The sequence below is a fragment of the Solwaraspora sp. WMMA2065 genome, from assembly GCF_030345075.1.
In the GTDB taxonomy this organism is placed as follows: Bacteria; Actinomycetota; Actinomycetes; order Mycobacteriales; family Micromonosporaceae; genus Micromonospora_E.
The window spans coordinates 2,706,584-2,723,249 of the sequence record NZ_CP128361.1; the positions used below are offsets into that span (position 1 = coordinate 2,706,584).

Here is a 16,666-nt window from a genome sequence, read left to right on the forward strand (position 1 = left end):
GGTCCTGTCAGTCCTCTACGGGCATGTCGTAGTCCAGGCCGTTCAGGTCACCGCGCATCACGAAGCTGGTGACCTCGAACGGGGTGTGCTGCTCGTCGAAGCTGGTGTGCAGCACCTCGATGACCGGTACGCCGGGCGGCATCCCCAACCCGGTCGACTCGTCGTGGTACGGCATCCGGGCCGAAATCTCTTCCCGGATGCGAGTGACCTGGTAACCGAGTTCTTCGAACCTGGCGTAGATGCTGCCCTTGCCGAGGGTCCGCTCGGTCGCCAGCGGCGAGCCGGCGGCGACGTCGACGGGGATGTACGTCACGCCGACCTGTACCGGCTCGTCATCGGCGAAGTACCAGTTCTCCCGCCGGATGACGGTTGCGATGTTCGCGTCGATGCCGAGGCGTTCGGCGACGTCCGGCGGCGGGGTGTCGCGGGTGACCGACCGGCATTCGGTCCGGGGCACGCGGCCCTGTTTCGTGACCTCGATGCGGAACGGCGACAGTCCCGTTTCGTTGCGCAGCTGGCGGGAGTAGCGGTTGGCTCCGAGGCGCATCAGGGGCCGGTTGGGGCGAACGTAGACGCCTCGCCCGTGCTGCGCGACGACCAGGCCCTCCCCTTGCAGGATGCTGATCGCTTCCCTGGCGGTGTTGCGGGCAGTGCCGTACCGGGCGGCAAGGTCCCGCTCAGAAGGCAGCTTGTCACCGGGTGCCAACCCGCCCACCTGGATGCTCAGACGCAGGTCATCGGCTATCCGTCGGCTTGGTGGTCGCTTGTCTGCGCTGGTCGGCTCGTCCATGTCTGCCCGCCTGTTCTGGGGGTCAACTGCACGCTCCACGTTACCCTCGACTGGCTCAAGCCAGCAGCTGGCGACTGTTCGCTATGTGCTTGGAACTGGCTCAGGCCAGGAGCAGTCGGCCGATCTCCTTCGGCCGCTTAGGAGTACTGGCGCCCACTGGCGACCGTCGTCGCGGGCCAGGAACTGAGACGACACAGGGCACCGGTCATCCGGTGCCCTGTGTCGCGTGCTGGTCAGAGTGTGGGCGCGGCAGGTTTCGAACCTGCGACCCCTCGCTTGTAAGCTCTGCGCGCGCCGTCCGGCAAGGTCCGCGTACGTCTCTGACCTCGGGCGCTGGTCCGTCACCTACCTACCCCGACTCCCTACGTCTGGCCCGGTTGCTGTCACCGTTGCTGTCGACAGCAACCGGGCGGCAGTCTGGACTCCCGGTTGGCACCATGACTCACCCGCGACTCGAGAAGCATGACTCCTCACTTCGGCTGTGTCGCGGGCACAGGCGATTTCGCGACGGTAGATCACGTCGTACCGCTGAGCTCAACCCGCCGCTGCCGAAAGATTCACCGTAAAGCTCCCGAGAACGAGAGCCAAAGTCAGAGCAGCTAGCTCCAAAATCCCCATAAGCGTAACCTCCGTCCCGATTGCATCCGCTTGAAGTGCAACTGCAACGAACGTGAAGAAACAACTGGCGACGATGAACAACAGCGAACGAGCCCGCAGAAGCGGGTTCAACCCAGCGATACGGCCTCAATGATACCAGCGACGCGCTGAAGCCCCACTCCACGCACACCCTGCCGTCGACCCTGCACTCCATGGAGCGGACCGCTGCCCGGCCCGCCACGTCAAGACGGCTTTAAAGCCCGTACGGACGCTGGCGGGTCGGGCGGTGGCCCGCTCGGCTCTGCCCGAGTCAACGGCGGTCGGGTGGCCCCCAAGGCGTGCGGCAGTTTCGAACCTACGGCCCCTCGCTTGTGAGATCCACTCCCGGCCGTCCACCTCGGTTCAGCATGGACCGCGACCAGGCACACGACCGCGCCGAAGACCCTCCCAGACCGCCCTGAACAGCGGTGAACCAGACCAAAACGGAGACTGCCTGCCTACCCGTGCCCCGCCTTGATGTGACATCCCGTCGCTGGATTACGACCAGACTGCCCGGCGTCTCACCGGTACGAGCTGACCTCTCCCCAGCATCCCTGACCTGCACCAGCCGCTGTCTGTCTCATTCCGTCTCAGCCGACGCACCCGGTCTACCACGTCCCGGTTACAGTCCCGGTGCCACCACGATCCCCTGCTGTGGGTTCAGCCTTGCAACTCCACCGACACCGCATGTTGCCGCATACGTTCAAAACAAAGCCGCCGTCTTATGATTCGCCAACGCGGCGTCGTATACCAATCAAGGAGCGACGCAGCACGTACAGACGCTCTCTCGTATCCAGGAAGGGACACATCAGCACCTCGCACGACCGCCATCACATAGGATAAATTATGCGAAAAGACCTGAAATTCAACATCCTTCCAGCGGTATTCCGATTGGACAAGTAGTTCATCCATGAGCACAGCAGCCGCTTCGGCTGCATCAACGACTCGCCCAAGCTCTCGACGTAGTTCAGTTCTTTCCCACAAATTTGTGTCATCCGCGTAACGAAAACCTGAGATTCGTTCCAAATAGCGATGCAACGCGCGAAGCTGGCGCAGAAACTCAGCATCACCTCGCTGTCTCGCAAGAATCGCTTCCTTGCGCGCCTCCAGCCGTGGCTTAGCGAGCCATTCGATTCCGAGCGTGATGACGCCGGATGTAACAGCAGAAATAAGGGCGGTCAGTACCAGTTGGTTGCCATCGATCACGAACCCAGCATGTCAGCATCGGTCAAGTCGACGCCCGCCTACCGTCGACTAGCCCTTCTAGCTTCTAGCTACCTGCCCGTCATGCTCGTCGTGGTGGTGCTGCTTTGTGCCGTGCGACGATGCGGGAAAGTGGGTTCCCTGCGATGTCGACAATCAACGGTAGCATGTCACGGAGCGACTCACAGACGCCTTCCTGGTAGTGGATAAGCCAGGCTTCGCAGACCTGGCACGAATGAGCTCGACCTGAGTCGACTTCCGTACCTAAAGAATCGTCCTTCGCGCTCACGACCACTCCTGTCGTTGCCTCCAGCACTTGACTAGTGGCACGCAACTGGCCCGGCCCGTCGGATCTGGCTTACGGCAGCCCTCGGTCGTCTCCGCTGGCGTCATTGCTACGCACGACCCGTTCTACGGCCCGATCAACTTGTTAAAGCCCAAAGTACTACTGCCAGCCGCGAATAGACCGACGACCACCGCAGCAGGCAAAGACCCGCCTGCCGCAGCAGCAAGAACACCGACAGCAAGACCACACCATGCGCCTAGCGTCAGGACCAAGGCAGATCGGGCGCTAAGGAGCACCTGCGCACTTCGCGATTCGTTCCTAGACTTGTTCACGTGGCTACACGCTACTGACCTCCAGGCGGACGTCCAGGCCCTCTGACCTGCACAGTTGCTCGATCCACCAGCGCGACGTCAACATATGTTGATGAAACCACCGCCACCCGACCCGCATCGTCCCATCGAGACCACAACTCTGAGCGCCGTCATCGAGCGCCTTGCCTGTCGCGCAGCTAGTGAGAGCGGTGGATCCAGACTGCGTGCCTTGGCTGACATCCGAGCTGCGGTTGAGTACAACATCCTCAACGAAGTCGACACCACGACCCATGAACACCTGCTGCACCTGCGAGGCCTACCCGTAGCACGGACCTGGCGGGAGATCGGCGATGACCTGGGCGTCTCGGCTCAAGCCGCCCATCGGAGGTACAGACGGCGAGATTTCAACCAGGCCGAGGAGCAGTAAAACCGACGCAATCTCCCATCTCATATTTAGAGTGGACAAGTTTGACATAAACTTCAAATCATGATACGAACTCGGTTGGCGTGGCGCCAGACCAACCAGCCGATCGCTATCCCGACCGCAATTGAACCGCCCTATCGAAGTCGCGCAGCCCCAAATCTGCTTAACACCCTAGCCCCACGTTGGCCACGTCTCTCATAGGCTAACGCGCTAGTCCGAGTTCTGTTGCCAAATGATAGACTCCGGATGACCGCGGTCCAGCTCGGGCCATTTCGGCGACTAATGCGCGGACAGATGGCGCGTACTGCAGTTCGGCTGGCGCCGTCCGGTGCGCCTCCGTCAAGGCACGTCCGGCCGCCAGCATGTTGCCGGCCCGCAGATACGTCCGGGCTATATCCAAAAGATATGCGGCCCTATGCTCGGCCGGCAGATGCAGCCACTGCCCACCTCGTATCGTTTTCTCATGTCGGGAGAGTGCCTGACACGTCTCGCCCAGAATTGCCTGTGTCACGATTTGAGCGAGTTCGACGGCGACAGGAGTGAAACGGATTCGCTGAATCTTCTCGTCATCTTGTTTCTGTGTGGCAATCTCGGCGGCGTGCCGCAGTAGCTCCCGCACGGTGGCCGGGTCGTTGTTGTTGGCGGCAGCTAGCGCAGCTTGTAGTAGCAGACCTCCGTGCACGGAGGTCTGCTCGGCTATTTCGGGGTGCCCTGGTGGCTGCGCGATGTAGTGTGCGGCTGCGATAGACGTTGCGAGCGCTAGCCTGTTCTGGCCTAGGGCGCGTAGTGCTTGTGTGAGGCTCAGCGCTGCGGTTGCAGCTAGTAGGCGATCTTTTCCGGCGGTGATGACTGCACGGTCAGCGGCGATCCATGCTAGGTGCGCTTCTTCGAGTTTGACCAGCACTGATGAAGCGAGTTTGTATGCCTGGACCAGCGGCTCTGTCCCCGTTTCCGGTCGCAGCGTGTGTAGCTGCTGGCTGACACTCAGGAGGTTGGGTAGAATGCGCAGAAGCTGAGGGTAGTCACCGTGCCCGTAGGTCAGCCAGGCGTGTTCTATCTGCTGCTGTATCTCTTCCGGTTTCGGCACACGTGTGGCTTCTATCTGGCCGTTGAATGTGGCGTGACAGACTAGCGCTGCTTTTAGATTTTCTACGCCATTGACTGAACTGCCATTGACTGAGGATGTTCCCTGCCCGTCGAGCAGTTCCGTGGGGTCGACGCGGAGCACTTCGGCGATGTGTTGGATAACTGATAACCTGTCCAGTTTCCGTACGCCCTGCTCCACCTTTTCGACCCAGCTTTTTGACTTGCCGATGCGGTCGGCGAGGACTTGTTGTGTCATTCTGCTTCGCATCCGCCATTGGGCTACTCGGCGTCCGATCGGTATAGGCGTCGCAGCCTTCCCTTGCTCGGTCGTTGTCACGGCAGGGGCTGGCGATCCGTGTTGCCGCTTCGCTGTTCGGCCTGCTCGTTCCGGTTGGCCGGTCGCGGGTTGGCCGGCGGGCTTCCGCTGGCAGGGTGGTCGCGTTCCTGCGCGGGGTGCACGACGTCGATTGCCAGGTGTGGACGTTGGAACCATTTCCCGAGCACGATTCCTCCGTGGAGATTGAGCGGTTGTTGTCGCCCTTGCTGGGAGCCGTGACGTGCTGCGGTGAACCTTCGAATGTTTGACCCGGTTGACCGGTCCGGCTCGGAAACGTTTGAGTACCGTTCGCTTTACGGGTGGGTCCAGCGTACGAATCGTTGGTTGAGGTCTTCGGGGTCGGTGATGGCGTTGGGGTCGAGTTTGGTGAAGTCTCGGGTGGCTTGGTGGAGCATGACGCCCATGTAGGTGGGTAGTGCGGCTGGGTTGGTGCGGAATTGGTTGATGAGGTCGATTCGGGCTTGTCCGCATGGCCAGGGGTGGGCGCAGGTGCGGCAGAGCCAGAGTGGTCGTAGTGGTGTGTGTGTTCTATGCGCTTGGCGGTTGTGGACGGGTGATTGGTTCGGTGGTGTTGTCACGAGTTCAAGGGTGTCGGTGTGACTAGCCCCTTGTCAATATGCCAGTAGCAGTTTGCCAAGTGGCGGTTTGACTAGTTGGCGTTTGAATAGTGTGCGGGCATGGGTCGCCACCTGTACGGGCCGCAGGAGCTGCAAGAGCGGCTCCGGGTGTCCCGTCAGCGGGTACAGCAGCTCATCCGACGTCCGGATTTCCCGGAGCCGTATGACCGTCTGGCTATGGGTTCTGTGTGGCGGATCGCGGACGTGGAAGCGTGGATCAAGAAGTTCCGGCCGCATCTGGATGAGCCGGACGAGGACTAGCTAACCCGTTCTGGTGTCCGTGAGTCCGCCGGTGGCGTGGTGGATGGTGTGGGCTGCCTCCTGCGGGTCGGTGGTGGCGGTGTCGATGGTCAGGTCCGCGTCGACGGGCGGTGTCTGGTCCCACGCCGTCAGGCGGTCGGCGGTGTCTCCGGTGGCGCGTTTCCGGATGCGGTGTGCGGCGATGTCGCGGGGGCACCACAGGTAGACGACCAGCCACCGGGCCGTTGGGATGGCGTCGGTGACGGCGTGGATGCCGTCGGGTTGGCCCAGGTGCAGAACGGGGACGCCGGTGGTGAGCGCCTGGTCCAGGCCGTGACGGTCGATGACGTAGGTGGCCCCGTACCGCTGGTTGCGCCAGATGATGCCGCCGGCCGCTTCTAGGGCGTCAAGGTGGTCGGGGGTGGTCATGCGGTAGCCGCTGGTCCGTCCCCTGCCGGTTTTGAGTCTGGCGAACAGGTGGTAGGCGGGGTCGATGGCGGTAAGCCGTTCGGTGACGGTGTCTTTGCCGGCCGCTGGTGGGCCGTAGAGGATGACGCCCCGTTTCATGCGGTTGCCGCCGGCGCGGCGAGGATCGCGGACAGCAGGTCTTTGGCCTGCTTCTGCAGGGGGACGCTGGACGCGCAGTTGTCGATGACGGTGTGGGGTGCGGCCGGGCGCATGTCGAAGTTGACGGTGTCGAGGTAGGCGGGCCAGTTGGCGAGTTTGGCGGCGTCGCGGGCCGCGCCCCGGTGGCGGATGTAGGTGTGCATAGTGTCGGCGTCGCAGTACACCCACACGAACAAGGTTTGGGCGTTCATGGCGGTGTGGCTGGCCTGGATGCGGTCGACCCATGCCGTGTCGGTGAACTCGCGGATGAACGGGGCGGTGACGATGGCGCTGTTGCCGCAGGCGACGTTCTCATGGGCTACCGCGATGAGGGATTCGTACTCGCGTGGCCGGACCTTGGTGAAGTAGTCGTCTGACTCGCGGTCGTGGGGTGACAGGCCGAGGAGTTCCAACGCGGCTTCGACGACGGGGCGGGTGATGGTGTCCTTGTCGAGCATGGGCCAGCCGGTTTCCCTGGCGAGGATGCGCCCGAGTTCGGTCTTCCCGCTGCCGGCGTAGCCGCCGATCATCACGACCCGTGGGGTGCGGAGGCGGATGTCACCGCCGCGTGTCTGGTTGGGGGCGTTGACGATCCGCTTCGATCGGGACTTGCTGACGATGAGTCCTTCGTCGCCGAGGATCTTCATCGCTTCGGAGATCGTGAAGACGCTGACGTCCCAGCGTTCGGCGAGTTCGCGGGTGGACGGCAGGGTGTCACCGTCGCGGAGGACGCCTGCTTCGATCTCGTTGCGCAGGTTCCGGGCCACCTGTTGGTGCAGGGAGTCTGGTCGGCTGAGTCGGGGCTGAGGGGATGTCATGGGGTCCTCTCGCGTCGGGCGTCTGTCCGCGTCTGTCCAGGGAAGCCTACCAGTTGCCTAACAGATGGTATGCCTATCGCCGCAGGTCAGGGGCCAAGTTTGATCTTCATCCGCCCCTAACAGTTGACCTGGCTTCATATCAGTTGTTAGCTTCATGTCGCTGGTCACGCCGACCGGCCAGGCCGAACAGGTCTGTAGAGGTCACCGCTGTGTCTTGTGGAGGAACGCGACATGCAGGCACCCCCTGTCCCGGACCCGACCGAGGTCGGTCCCACCGCCGCCGATCTGGTGGCGATCGAACGTGAGTGGCCGTTGATTGAGGCCGAGTTGGCGTTGCTGGACGCGGAGATCACCGCCCTGTACGCCGATGGCGGTCCGTCGCTGCTTGACCGTCGTCGGGTGCGGCGGGCTGAGCAGCGGGTGATGCGGGAAGCCGCCGCCCTGGGCGACGTCCAGGCCGTGACCGCGCTGCGGGTACGCAAGGCGGTGGCCTGATGACGACGCCCGCGAGCATGTACCCCCGCCCGGTGCAGGAGCTGTTGCCCGCTGCCCGTGCGATCGCCGTCCGCCTGGGTGAGGTTCCGTCGCGGAACCTGCTGATGAGGGAACTGCGGGTGGGTTCGCCGAAGGCGACCGCCCTACGGGAAGCCCTGAACCAGGAACAGCAGGATCAGGACGGGGGTCAGGTTGAGCCCGCCGGTGGGCACCGGGGGTTGCACCTGGTCCGCGACACCACCACCGACCGGCCTGCCGAGGTTGACGCCCCGGCCCCGGTCGACGCGTCGCCGGAGCCGTCGCCGGTGTCGGCGGATGTGTCGGCGGACCCGGTGCCGGTCGCCCCTGCTGACGAGTCGTCGGCCGGGTCCGGTGCGGACCAGCCGTCGCCGGTCGCCGAGGACACCGCGCAGCCGTTGTCGCCGGTGGCGGTGGACGGACACCCAGACACGAAGATCACGACCAGCGTGCCCCGGCAGGTCCGGTCGCCGGTGCGGTCGTGGGTGCTGCTGTTGCTGGCCGCTCCCGCGTTCGTGGCGATCTGGTCCGGCTGGGTCGGCCTGGGTGAGCTGACCGGGTTCGGTGTGGTGCACCCGCTACCGGGCATCTGGGATTCCCTCGCGGTGAACACGGCGATCACGTTGCCGATCGGCGTCGAAGCCTACGCCGCCTACGCGCTGCGGGCGTGGCTCGCACCCGACGGGGTTCCGCCACGGGCACGGCGGTTCGCGGCCTGGTCCGCGATCGGCTCGCTCGTTCTGGGTGCGGCCGGGCAGGTGGCGTATCACCTGATGGAGTCCGCCGGCATCACCGCCGCCCCGTGGTGGATCACGACCGTCGTCGCCTGTCTGCCGGTGGCTGTGCTCGGTATGGGCGCCGCTCTGGCTCACCTGCTGCACACCGACCGCCAGCAGCGGGAGCCGTGACTTTGCCCGGCGGCGCGGCCCATGGCCTAGGAACCTTCGCCGCGCCGCCGGCCCCTCGACCCTCAGCAATCGCTTCGGGAAGGACTCTCATCGTGGCATCCACGGCGTCACCGGACGAGTTGCCGTCAACGGAAATCGTGTCGCGTATCCAGCACACCCCGGCCGGCGCGAAGGCGTGGGTGGAGCGTGACGGGCGCGGCCGGCTGTTCGTCCGCTGCCAGGGCTGCACCCTCTACCGCCAGGTCGACGGCATGGCTCCCGCCCTGGCCGCGCTGGTCAACCACCTACCCGCCTGCCCCGCCGACGCGACCGACGTCGACACCGGTCCGGCCTGACCTGTCGAGCGACCGGGCGCGGCTACGGCTGCGCGGGCCGCGCCCGGTCCCTTCCCCCGGCTTTCCCCCTTGGTTCTGGACTTTCTGTTGGAGGCAATCCCCATGCCCACCCCTGACGACGGTTACGACTGGCAGGCAGCGGAAGCCGACCTCACCACCGACGGCAGTGCGGATGTGGTCGACCTGACTGCCCGCCGCCGCAAGACCAACCCGGCCGGGTCGTTCGCGGTCGACATCGACGACGAGAGCGACGACCGCGACGACGACGCCCCGGTCCCGGTCAACCCACCCGCAACCCCCGCTGGTGGCAGGTCCCGGCTGGCTGCTGTGGTGGGTGCGGAGCGTCGGCCGATCATCCCCGCCTGGCTACGCTCCCGCTCGGAGCTGCGGAACGTGGTGCGGTGGACGGCAGGCCACTACACGCACGTCAGCATGTATCACCTGTCCCGGTCGCCGAAGTACGCGGCACGGTTGGCGTGGCGTGCCCCGTTCGGTGTGGCCCGGCTGCTGGGCCACACGGTGCGGTGGGTGACCGACGCCGAGGGTATCCCCGTGCGCCTGGCCGTCGTGCGGCAGGAGAACGCCGAACTCTATTTGAAGCTGTCGCGGCAGCGTGACGTGCGGGTCCGGTGGCGCGGCCTGGTCCTGACCGCGATCCTGTTGCTCGGCGTGCCGACCGTGCTCACGTTGATGGCCCTGGCGGGGTCGTGGCAGCGGTGGGCGATCCTCGCCGGTGTCGTGGCTCTGTTCGGTGTGGCGGGTACGCCGAAGGACAAGCCGCTGTTGGACGTCGCGGCTGTCAGTCCGCGTGTGCGGAAGCTGTCCGCCGATGTGGTCACCCGCGCCTTCCTGGCCGCCGGGTTGTGCAAGCCGGACGACCTGATCACCTTCCCCGCCCCGATCATGCGCGACGGACCCGGCTGGCGTGCCGTGATCGATCTGCCGTACTGGACGAACGCTGACAAGGCGATCAAGAAGCGTGACCAGCTTGCCGCCGGCCTCGACCTCGATGAGGTGCAGGTGTGGCCGGAGCGGGTACGCGGCACCGCCGGTTCGGCCCGCCGGCTGGCGTTGTGGGTCGCTGATGAGGACCCGTACGCCAAGGGGTCCGGCGCGTGGCCGCTCATCGGCAAGGGCAGCGTGAACATCTTCGCGCCGTTCCCGTTTGGGCAGGATCAGCGCGGACGCCCGGTGCCGCTGCTGCTCATGTTCACGTCCCTGCTCGTCGGTGCGATCCCGCGTATGGGGAAGACGTTCGCCGCACGGCTCCCGGTGCTCGCGGCGGCGTTGGATCCGATCGTTGAGCTGCACATCTATGACGGCAAGGGCGGTCAGGACTGGCGACCGTTCGAACGGATCGCCCACCGTACCGGCTACGGCGTCCGCGACGAGGTCGTTCAAGCGCTGGTCGACGACCTTCGCGGCCTGGTCGCCGACATGAACCGCCGCTACGACACCATCGCCACCCTGCCCGCCGACCTGTGCCCCGAATCCAAGGTCACCCGGCAGATCGCCGAGAAGCGGTCGCTGAAGTTGTGGCCGATCCTCGTGGCGGTTGACGAGTTTCAGCGCTACTCCGCCCATCCCGTGCACGGCGACGAGATCGTGTCGCTGCTGACCGAACTGTGCAAGGTCGGCCCGTCGGTCGGCATCATGATCCTGCTCGCCACGCAGAAGCCGGACGGCAAAGCGGTCCCGACCGACCTGCGCGACAACATCGGCACCCGCTTCGCGCTGAAAACCATGACGTGGCAGTCCTCGGAAGCCGTCCTCGGTGCCGGGTCGTACACGGCCGGGTATGACTCGTCGCGCTTCCAACGCGGACACAAGGGCGTCGGCATCCTGCTCGGTGCGGACGACTCCGGCTCGGTCGACGAGGCCGTGACCGTGCGGACGAACCTCGCCGAAATGGCCGACGTCGAAAAAGTCATCAACCGTGCCCGTGAGCTGCGGGAGCGGGCCGGCACCCTCACCGGCCACGCCATCGGCCAGGCACCCGAGACGGTGGCCCGTGCCGGGGACACGTTGTTGGACGACATCCTCACCGTCGTCCCCAAGGGTGAGGCGAAGGTGTGGTCAGAGACCGTCGTCGCCCGACTCGCCGAACTGCGCCCCGAGGTCTACGGCGGGTGGGAGACGGGGAACCTCGCCCCGGCGCTCAAGCCGCACGGGGTCACGGTCGGCCGGCAGGTGTGGGGCACCGACCCGGTCACCGGGGAACGCGCCAACCGCAAGGGCATCCTGCGCGACGACATCACCACCGCTGTAACCAAGCGTGACCAACGCCGGAAGGCGGGATAGCCGCTCGCGGGCCGCTAGGTCTAGCCCCATCACCCGCTAGACCTAGCGGCACCGCTAGCCCTCGAAACAAACCCCTGCCAGGACGCTAGCCGCCTAGCGCCCCTACCCCCGCACGCCCGAAACCGCCCGTGGAGGCACCCCGTGGACCCGTACGCCACCCTCGCTAGCCTGCTCTGCCCCCTCGCCACCCTGATCACGTTCGGTTACCTGGTCACCTGCGCTATCTGGCCGTTCGGACCCTGCCGACGCTGCCACGGCACCGGGAAACGCCGCGCCCCGTACGGCAAGGCGTTCCGCCTCTGCTACCGCTGCGACGGCACCGGACGCCGTATCCGCATCGGCCGGCACGTGTGGAACGAGATCCGCCGCGAACACCGCAACGGCACCAACCGATGAACCGCCGCCGGCACCCCCACGGGGAACACACCGACTGGTGCGCACGCGACCACCGCTGCGGACACGACGGACACCGCTCCCCCTCGATGATCGTCGACCTGCCAGGCCACGCCCGCGCCGTCCTCACCCGCATCCGCACCGGCGACGGACACGACCAGGCCGAGATTCGCGTACGGGTCGCCCTGGCCGACGCCGACCCCGCCGCCCGCCGACAACTGGCCGTCCTGCTCGCCGACCTGGACGACCTGATCACCCGCGCTGGCCGCGCCAGGCATCCCCAGCCGCGCCATCACCACCCCGCCGCCTAACCCCCACCTACCGACACCAGACAGGGAGGAACGCCGTATGAGTCGACAGTCCACCCACGACCACAACGCGGAACGGGCCGTGATCGGCGCGGCGCTGGTCGCCCCGCCGGTCATCGCCGACCTGATCGCCCTGCTCAGCCCGGACGACTTCCACCGACCCGCGCACGGGATCATCTGGCAGGCGCTGACCGCCGTGCACGCCACCGGCCAGGCCACCGACCCCATCACCCTCACGGCCTACCTCGCCGAGTCCGGCGAGTTGGGCAAGGTCGGCGGTGCCCCCTACCTGCACACGCTCATGCAGGGCGTTCCCGCCGCCGCGAACGCGGGACACTACGCGCGGATCGTCGCCGACCATGCCGCCCGCCGCCGGGTCGTCGACCTCGGTGCACGCCTGACCAGCCTCGCCGCGTCCGGTGCCGATGTCGCCGACGTGGTGGCGACCGGTCGTGTGCTGCTCGACCAGGCCGACACCAGCGGTTGGGCACCGTTGATTCCGCTCGGCGACCGCCGCCACCTACCCGCGTTCCCCGCCGAGATGCTGCCCGCCTGGGTCGCCGACATGGTCTACGGGGTCGCCGAGTTCACACAAACCCCGGTCGACCTGCCCGGCTGCATCGCCCTGGCCGCCCTGTCCACCGCTGCCGGTGGCCGCGCCGAGGTGGAGGTACGCGGGTCGTGGCGGGAACCGGTCAACCTGTTCACGGTCGTCGTTTTGCCGCCGGGGTCGCGGAAGTCGGCGGTGTTCTCGGCGATCACCGGTCCGCTGTTGGCCGCTGAGAAGGCGTTGGTGGAGCGGACCCGACCGGCCATCGTGGAAGCCGAACTCGCGGCACGGGTGGCGGGGAAGACGGCAGAGCGGACGGCGATCGCCGCCGCGAACGCGGACGCGTCCGGCCGTGACACGCTCTTGGCTGAGGCGACCGCCGCCGCGATGAACGCCGACACCATCACCATCCCCGCCCTGCCGCAACTCGTTGCCGACGACGTCACCAGCGAGGAAGCCGCGTCCCTGCTCGCAGAACAGGGCGGACGCCTGGCCGTGCTGTCCCCGGAAGGTGGCATCTTCGCCACCATCGCCGGCCGCTACTCCGGAACCCCCAACCTGGAAGTCTTCCTCAAGGGCCATGCCGGGGACATGCTGCGGGTCAACCGCCGTAGTCGTGCGCCGGAACACGTCGAACATCCGGCGCTGACACTCGGTCTGGCCGTGCAACCCGACGTCCTCCGCGACATCGCCGACATGCCCGGATTCCGCGGCAAGGGGTTGCTGGCGCGCATCCTGTTCTCCCTGCCGGAGAACACCGTCGGACGACGCCGGATCGGAGCCGACCCGGTCCCTGAGTCGGTCGCGGCCACGTACGCGGGCAACCTCGCGACGCTGGTCCTGTCCCTCGCGGAGTGGACCGACCCGGCGGTGTTGCCGCTCACCCCGGACGCCAACGACCGCGTCATGGACATCGAACGGGCCGTGGAACCCCGGCTGGCTCCCGGTGGCGCGTGGTCACACCTGATCGACTGGGGCAGCAAGTACACCGGCGCGGTCGTCCGCATCGCCGGACTGATCCACCTCGCCGAACACCTACGCGACGGCTGGGGAAAACCCGTCCAGGCCGACACCATCGACCGGGCCGCCCTGCTCGGCGACTACTACGCCGCCCACGCCCTGGCCGCGTTCGACGACATGGGAGCCGACCGGACCAGCCGACACGCCCGCCACGTCCTGAACTGGATCGAACGCACCACGACGACCGCCTTCACGAAACGGGAGCTGTTCCGCGCGGTCCGCAGCAGTCAACTGCCCACCGTCGCCGACCTCGACCCCGCCCTGTCCCTGCTGGAGATGCACGGCTACATCCGCCAGGTCGACGCGCCCCGGACGCGGGCCGGTGGCGGCCGACCTCCCTCGCCCTCGTACCTGGTCCACCCGGACGTACACGGGCAACCCGCCGCCACCGTCCACGCCCTACCCGACGCCGTCCGGCGGACCGCCTGATGCCCCGGACAGAACTGACACAACTGACACAACCCCCCGCTGACCGAGGTTCTGTCAGTTCTGTCAGTTCTGTCCACGGCCAAACGCCCCCCGCCTGACCGGCCAACGGCCCTGCCGCGCCGCACCAGGCCGAACCCCTCGACACCCACCGCCACGCACCACCGGGGAGAAGCGTGAACCGCGCAGATCGCATGTGCCCCGCCGTCGAAGAAGCCGCTCACCGTCCCGGCCCCGCCTCGCCGTCGCGTGAACGCCGTCCAGTCAGCCGCAGGGAGAGGAACACGTTGGAAGCCACCCCCGCTACCCGTCCCCGTGTCCTGCGCGTCGAAGAGGCCGCGCATGAACTCGGCATCGGCCGATCGCTGGTCTACGACCTGATCCGGTCCGGCCGGCTGCGATCACTCAAGGTCGGCAGCCGCCGGCTGATCCCGACCGCCGCCATCGACGAAGTAATCGACCTACTGTCCCAGGAGGCGGCCTGATGGCTACCGGCAACCCAAGCGCTCGATCCAACGGCCCTCGCCGCAACCCCAACGGTGAAGGTTCGATCTACCAACGGGCCAGCGACAGCCGGTGGGTCGGTCAGGCGTACGTCCTCACCACCGACGGCACCCGCAAGCGCAAAGCCGTCTACGGCGCGACCTGGCAGGAGACCCACGACAAGCTGATAGCGCTCAAGGCTCAGTCTCGCCAGGGCATCCCGATCCCGGACCGGGCGTGGAAGCTCGCCGATTACCTGCCGTACTGGCTCGCCGGCTACGTCGCCGATCTCAAGCCGACCACCGCCCGAGGCTACGAAAGCGCCGTCCGGCTGCACCTCATCCCCGCGCTCGGCACCAAGCGTCTCGACGGGCTCCAGGTGCAGCACGTGCGCACGTTCCTCGGCGAGTTCCGCCGCAAGTGCCTGTGCTGCACGGCCGGGACCGACAAGAACCGGCCGGCTGATCGGCAGTGCTGCTCTGCCGGTCGCTGCTGCGCGCACTACCCGAGCGCGCGTCAGATTCAGTTCGTGCACGCCGTGCTGCGCAACGCGCTGCAGCACGCGATGCGGGAAGAACTCGTCTCCCGCAACGTCGCCAAGCTGGTCCGCGTGCCGTCGCCGCGATACAAGGTCGGCAAGGGACTGTCGGTGGAACAGGCCCGGACGTTGATCGCCGCCGCAGAAGGACATCGGCTGTACGCGCTGTACGTCGTCGCCGCCACGATGGGACTCCGACGCGGGGAACTGCTCGGGCTCCGCTGGTCGGATCTCGACCTCGACAACGGCACGGTCAGCATCGCGCAGACCGTGCAGCGGGCCGGCGGCAAACTGCACCTGCAGGACACCAAGACAGAGGATTCAGAAAGCGTGCTACCGCTGCCGGATTGGACCTGGATGGTGCTGCTCGACCACCAACAGGATCAGCAACGGGAGCGGAATCGGCTCGCCGAGGTCTGGGAGGATCACGACCTGGTCTTCCCGTCCGAGCGGGGAACACCGATGGAGCCGCGCAACCTGAACCGGCACTTTGCCGCGCTGCGGGACAAGGCAGGGCTGCCCGATGTCCGGCTGCACGACTTCCGACACACGGTCGTTTCGCTGCTGATGGAGCTGGGCGTACCGCCGCACGTCGTCCAGGCCATCGCCCGGCACGCGGACGTAAAGATCACGTTGAAGATCTACGCGCATGCGAACCTCGACGTGATGCGCCAGGCGCTCGGCAAGCTCGACGGGCGGCTGTCGTGAACGCGGCTGCTGTCACCGTTGCTGTCAGCGGGCCGTCTGGCTGACCCTCGACGATGCTCCGTCGCTGGTCGGGATGGGTGGGCGCGGCAGGTTTCGAACCTGCGACCCCTCGCTTGTAAGGCGAGTGCTCTCCCACTGAGCTACGCGCCCGGGCATCACAAGAATCGCCGGCCCGGCGGCGGCCAGTTTACCCTGCCTTCTCCAGCGCGGCGCGACCGAGTTCCCGGCGGCCGGCGACCCGTACGGCCGGCGAGCGGATCACCCGGCCCGCAGGGCCCGCTGGACGGTAGCGGGCCCCGCAGGGTCGGACGCTGGTCAAACGGCCCGGAGGCTGGTCAGTTGTCCGTGACGCGGGTCAGTCGGCCAGGTCGGCCAGCGCCTTGCGCCACACGGCCTGGTCGCGGGCCTGGCCGGGCCCGTTCATTTCGGCGAAGCGGACCACACCGGTCTTGTCGATCACGAACGTGCCCCGGTTGGCGATCCCGGCGGAGTCGTTGAACACCCCGTACGCCTGGGCGACCGCGCCGTGCGGCCAGAAGTCGGCGAGCAGCGGGAACTGGAAGCCTTCCTGCTCCGCCCAGATCTTGTGGGTGTAGACGGAGTCCACGCTGACGGTGAGCGTCTGCACGTCGTCGTTGACGTAGGCGTCGATGTTGTCCCGCACCTCCTGCAGCTCGCCCTGGCAGGTGCCGGTGAACGCGAGCGGGTAGAAGATCAGCAGGACCGCCTGCCGACCCCGGAAGTCGGTCAGCCGCACCTCCTGGTTGTTCTGGTCCTTGAGGGTGAACTCCGGTGCCGGCGTGCCGACCTCGACGGGCATGTGCGCTCC

The 16,666-nt window shown here is 66.6% G+C and carries 16 protein-coding genes and 1 tRNA gene; 10 read left to right on the top strand and 7 right to left on the bottom strand.

What is annotated here, in order from left to right; translation table 11 throughout:
- Positions 1-7 precede the first annotated feature (7 nt).
- The 3 genes from O7610_RS12190 to O7610_RS12200 all read right to left on the bottom strand — a co-directional run bounded on the left by O7610_RS12190 (position 8) and on the right by O7610_RS12200 (position 5,073).
- Positions 8-790, bottom strand: coding sequence for a GntR family transcriptional regulator (locus O7610_RS12190; protein ID WP_281550870.1), 783 nt, complete (start codon positions 788-790; stop codon positions 8-10).
- Between the two features lie 1,296 nt (positions 791-2,086).
- Positions 2,087-2,632: a hypothetical protein gene (locus O7610_RS12195; RefSeq protein ID WP_289213314.1), complete on the bottom strand. Its 546-nt coding sequence runs from the start codon at positions 2,630-2,632 to the stop codon at positions 2,087-2,089.
- A 1,220-nt stretch (positions 2,633-3,852) separates the two neighbouring features.
- The gene (locus O7610_RS12200) at positions 3,853-5,073 is read right to left on the bottom strand and encodes a helix-turn-helix domain-containing protein (protein WP_289213315.1); all 1,221 of its coding nucleotides are present in this window, start codon (positions 5,071-5,073) and stop codon (positions 3,853-3,855) included.
- A gap of 677 nt (positions 5,074-5,750) precedes the next feature.
- On the opposite strand from O7610_RS12200, the gene O7610_RS12205 reads away from it, so the two are divergent.
- Positions 5,751-5,951 (top strand): helix-turn-helix transcriptional regulator, encoded by a 201-nt coding sequence (locus O7610_RS12205; protein ID WP_278171234.1) that lies wholly within the window; start codon positions 5,751-5,753, stop codon positions 5,949-5,951.
- On the opposite strand, the gene O7610_RS12210 is transcribed toward O7610_RS12205, so the two are convergent.
- Together O7610_RS12210 and O7610_RS12215 are read right to left on the bottom strand one after the other, a co-directional pair.
- Positions 5,952-6,497 (bottom strand): ATP-binding protein, encoded by a 546-nt coding sequence (locus O7610_RS12210; protein ID WP_289213316.1) that lies wholly within the window; start codon positions 6,495-6,497, stop codon positions 5,952-5,954. It lies immediately after the preceding gene.
- The gene (locus O7610_RS12215) at positions 6,494-7,354 is read right to left on the bottom strand and encodes a GntR family transcriptional regulator (protein WP_289213317.1); all 861 of its coding nucleotides are present in this window, start codon (positions 7,352-7,354) and stop codon (positions 6,494-6,496) included. Before O7610_RS12215 ends, O7610_RS12210 begins: the two co-directional genes overlap by 4 nt.
- A gap of 231 nt (positions 7,355-7,585) precedes the next feature.
- On the opposite strand from O7610_RS12215, the gene O7610_RS12220 reads away from it, so the two are divergent.
- The 9 genes from O7610_RS12220 to O7610_RS12260 all read left to right on the top strand — a co-directional run bounded on the left by O7610_RS12220 (position 7,586) and on the right by O7610_RS12260 (position 15,837).
- Positions 7,586-7,849, top strand: coding sequence for a DUF6284 family protein (locus tag O7610_RS12220; RefSeq protein WP_278171230.1), 264 nt, complete (start codon positions 7,586-7,588; stop codon positions 7,847-7,849).
- Complete coding sequence (locus O7610_RS12225; RefSeq protein ID WP_289213318.1) at positions 7,849-8,775, top strand: ABC transporter permease; 927 nt, start codon at positions 7,849-7,851, stop codon at positions 8,773-8,775. Before O7610_RS12220 ends, O7610_RS12225 begins: the two co-directional genes overlap by 1 nt.
- A 92-nt stretch (positions 8,776-8,867) precedes the next feature.
- Positions 8,868-9,110 (top strand): hypothetical protein, encoded by a 243-nt coding sequence (locus O7610_RS12230; protein WP_289213319.1) that lies wholly within the window; start codon positions 8,868-8,870, stop codon positions 9,108-9,110.
- 102 nt (positions 9,111-9,212) lie between these two features.
- Positions 9,213-11,411 carry an FtsK/SpoIIIE domain-containing protein gene (locus tag O7610_RS12235; protein ID WP_289213320.1) on the top strand — a complete coding sequence of 733 codons (2,199 nt, stop codon included), beginning with the start codon at positions 9,213-9,215 and terminating at the stop codon, positions 11,409-11,411.
- Between the two features lie 141 nt (positions 11,412-11,552).
- Positions 11,553-11,807, top strand: coding sequence for a hypothetical protein (locus O7610_RS12240; RefSeq protein WP_289213321.1), 255 nt, complete (start codon positions 11,553-11,555; stop codon positions 11,805-11,807).
- Positions 11,804-12,115 carry a hypothetical protein gene (locus tag O7610_RS12245; protein WP_289213322.1) on the top strand — a complete coding sequence of 104 codons (312 nt, stop codon included), beginning with the start codon at positions 11,804-11,806 and terminating at the stop codon, positions 12,113-12,115. The genes O7610_RS12240 and O7610_RS12245 overlap by 4 nt, the downstream gene beginning before the upstream one ends.
- Positions 12,116-12,152: 37 nt before the next feature.
- Positions 12,153-14,111, top strand: a complete 1,959-nt coding sequence (locus tag O7610_RS12250; RefSeq protein WP_289213323.1) for a DUF3987 domain-containing protein — start codon at positions 12,153-12,155, stop codon at positions 14,109-14,111.
- A gap of 284 nt (positions 14,112-14,395) precedes the next feature.
- Positions 14,396-14,593 carry a helix-turn-helix domain-containing protein gene (locus O7610_RS12255; RefSeq protein WP_289213324.1) on the top strand — a complete coding sequence of 66 codons (198 nt, stop codon included), beginning with the start codon at positions 14,396-14,398 and terminating at the stop codon, positions 14,591-14,593.
- A complete protein-coding gene (locus O7610_RS12260; protein ID WP_289213325.1) occupies positions 14,593-15,837 on the top strand; it encodes a tyrosine-type recombinase/integrase in 1,245 nt (414 codons plus the stop codon). The genes O7610_RS12255 and O7610_RS12260 overlap by 1 nt, the downstream gene beginning before the upstream one ends.
- Before the next feature lie 78 nt (positions 15,838-15,915).
- Here O7610_RS12260 and O7610_RS12265 read toward each other — a convergent pair.
- Positions 15,916-15,987: transfer RNA gene (locus O7610_RS12265), tRNA-Val, on the bottom strand.
- 205 nt (positions 15,988-16,192) lie between these two features.
- On the bottom strand, positions 16,193-16,657 hold the full coding sequence (locus O7610_RS12270) for a peroxiredoxin (RefSeq protein ID WP_281550887.1): 465 nt from the start codon (positions 16,655-16,657) through the stop codon (positions 16,193-16,195).
- Positions 16,658-16,666 lie beyond the last annotated feature (9 nt).

What these genes read in the sequence shown, in the direction of transcription:
- O7610_RS12190 (WP_281550870.1), bottom strand. Translation starts at nt 790, where the DNA reads ATGGACGAGCCGACCAGCGCAGACAAGCGACCACCAAGCCGACGGATA.
- O7610_RS12205 (WP_278171234.1), top strand. Translation starts at nt 5,751, where the DNA reads ATGGGTCGCCACCTGTACGGGCCGCAGGAGCTGCAAGAGCGGCTCCGG.
- O7610_RS12210 (WP_289213316.1), bottom strand. Translation starts at nt 6,497, where the DNA reads ATGAAACGGGGCGTCATCCTCTACGGCCCACCAGCGGCCGGCAAAGAC.
- O7610_RS12215 (WP_289213317.1), bottom strand. Translation starts at nt 7,354, where the DNA reads ATGACATCCCCTCAGCCCCGACTCAGCCGACCAGACTCCCTGCACCAA.
- O7610_RS12220 (WP_278171230.1), top strand. Translation starts at nt 7,586, where the DNA reads ATGCAGGCACCCCCTGTCCCGGACCCGACCGAGGTCGGTCCCACCGCC.
- O7610_RS12225 (WP_289213318.1), top strand. Translation starts at nt 7,849, where the DNA reads ATGACGACGCCCGCGAGCATGTACCCCCGCCCGGTGCAGGAGCTGTTG.
- O7610_RS12235 (WP_289213320.1), top strand. Translation starts at nt 9,213, where the DNA reads ATGCCCACCCCTGACGACGGTTACGACTGGCAGGCAGCGGAAGCCGAC.
- O7610_RS12245 (WP_289213322.1), top strand. Translation starts at nt 11,804, where the DNA reads ATGAACCGCCGCCGGCACCCCCACGGGGAACACACCGACTGGTGCGCA.
- O7610_RS12250 (WP_289213323.1), top strand. Translation starts at nt 12,153, where the DNA reads ATGAGTCGACAGTCCACCCACGACCACAACGCGGAACGGGCCGTGATC.
- O7610_RS12260 (WP_289213325.1), top strand. Translation starts at nt 14,593, where the DNA reads ATGGCTACCGGCAACCCAAGCGCTCGATCCAACGGCCCTCGCCGCAAC.
- O7610_RS12270 (WP_281550887.1), bottom strand. Translation starts at nt 16,657, where the DNA reads ATGCCCGTCGAGGTCGGCACGCCGGCACCGGAGTTCACCCTCAAGGAC.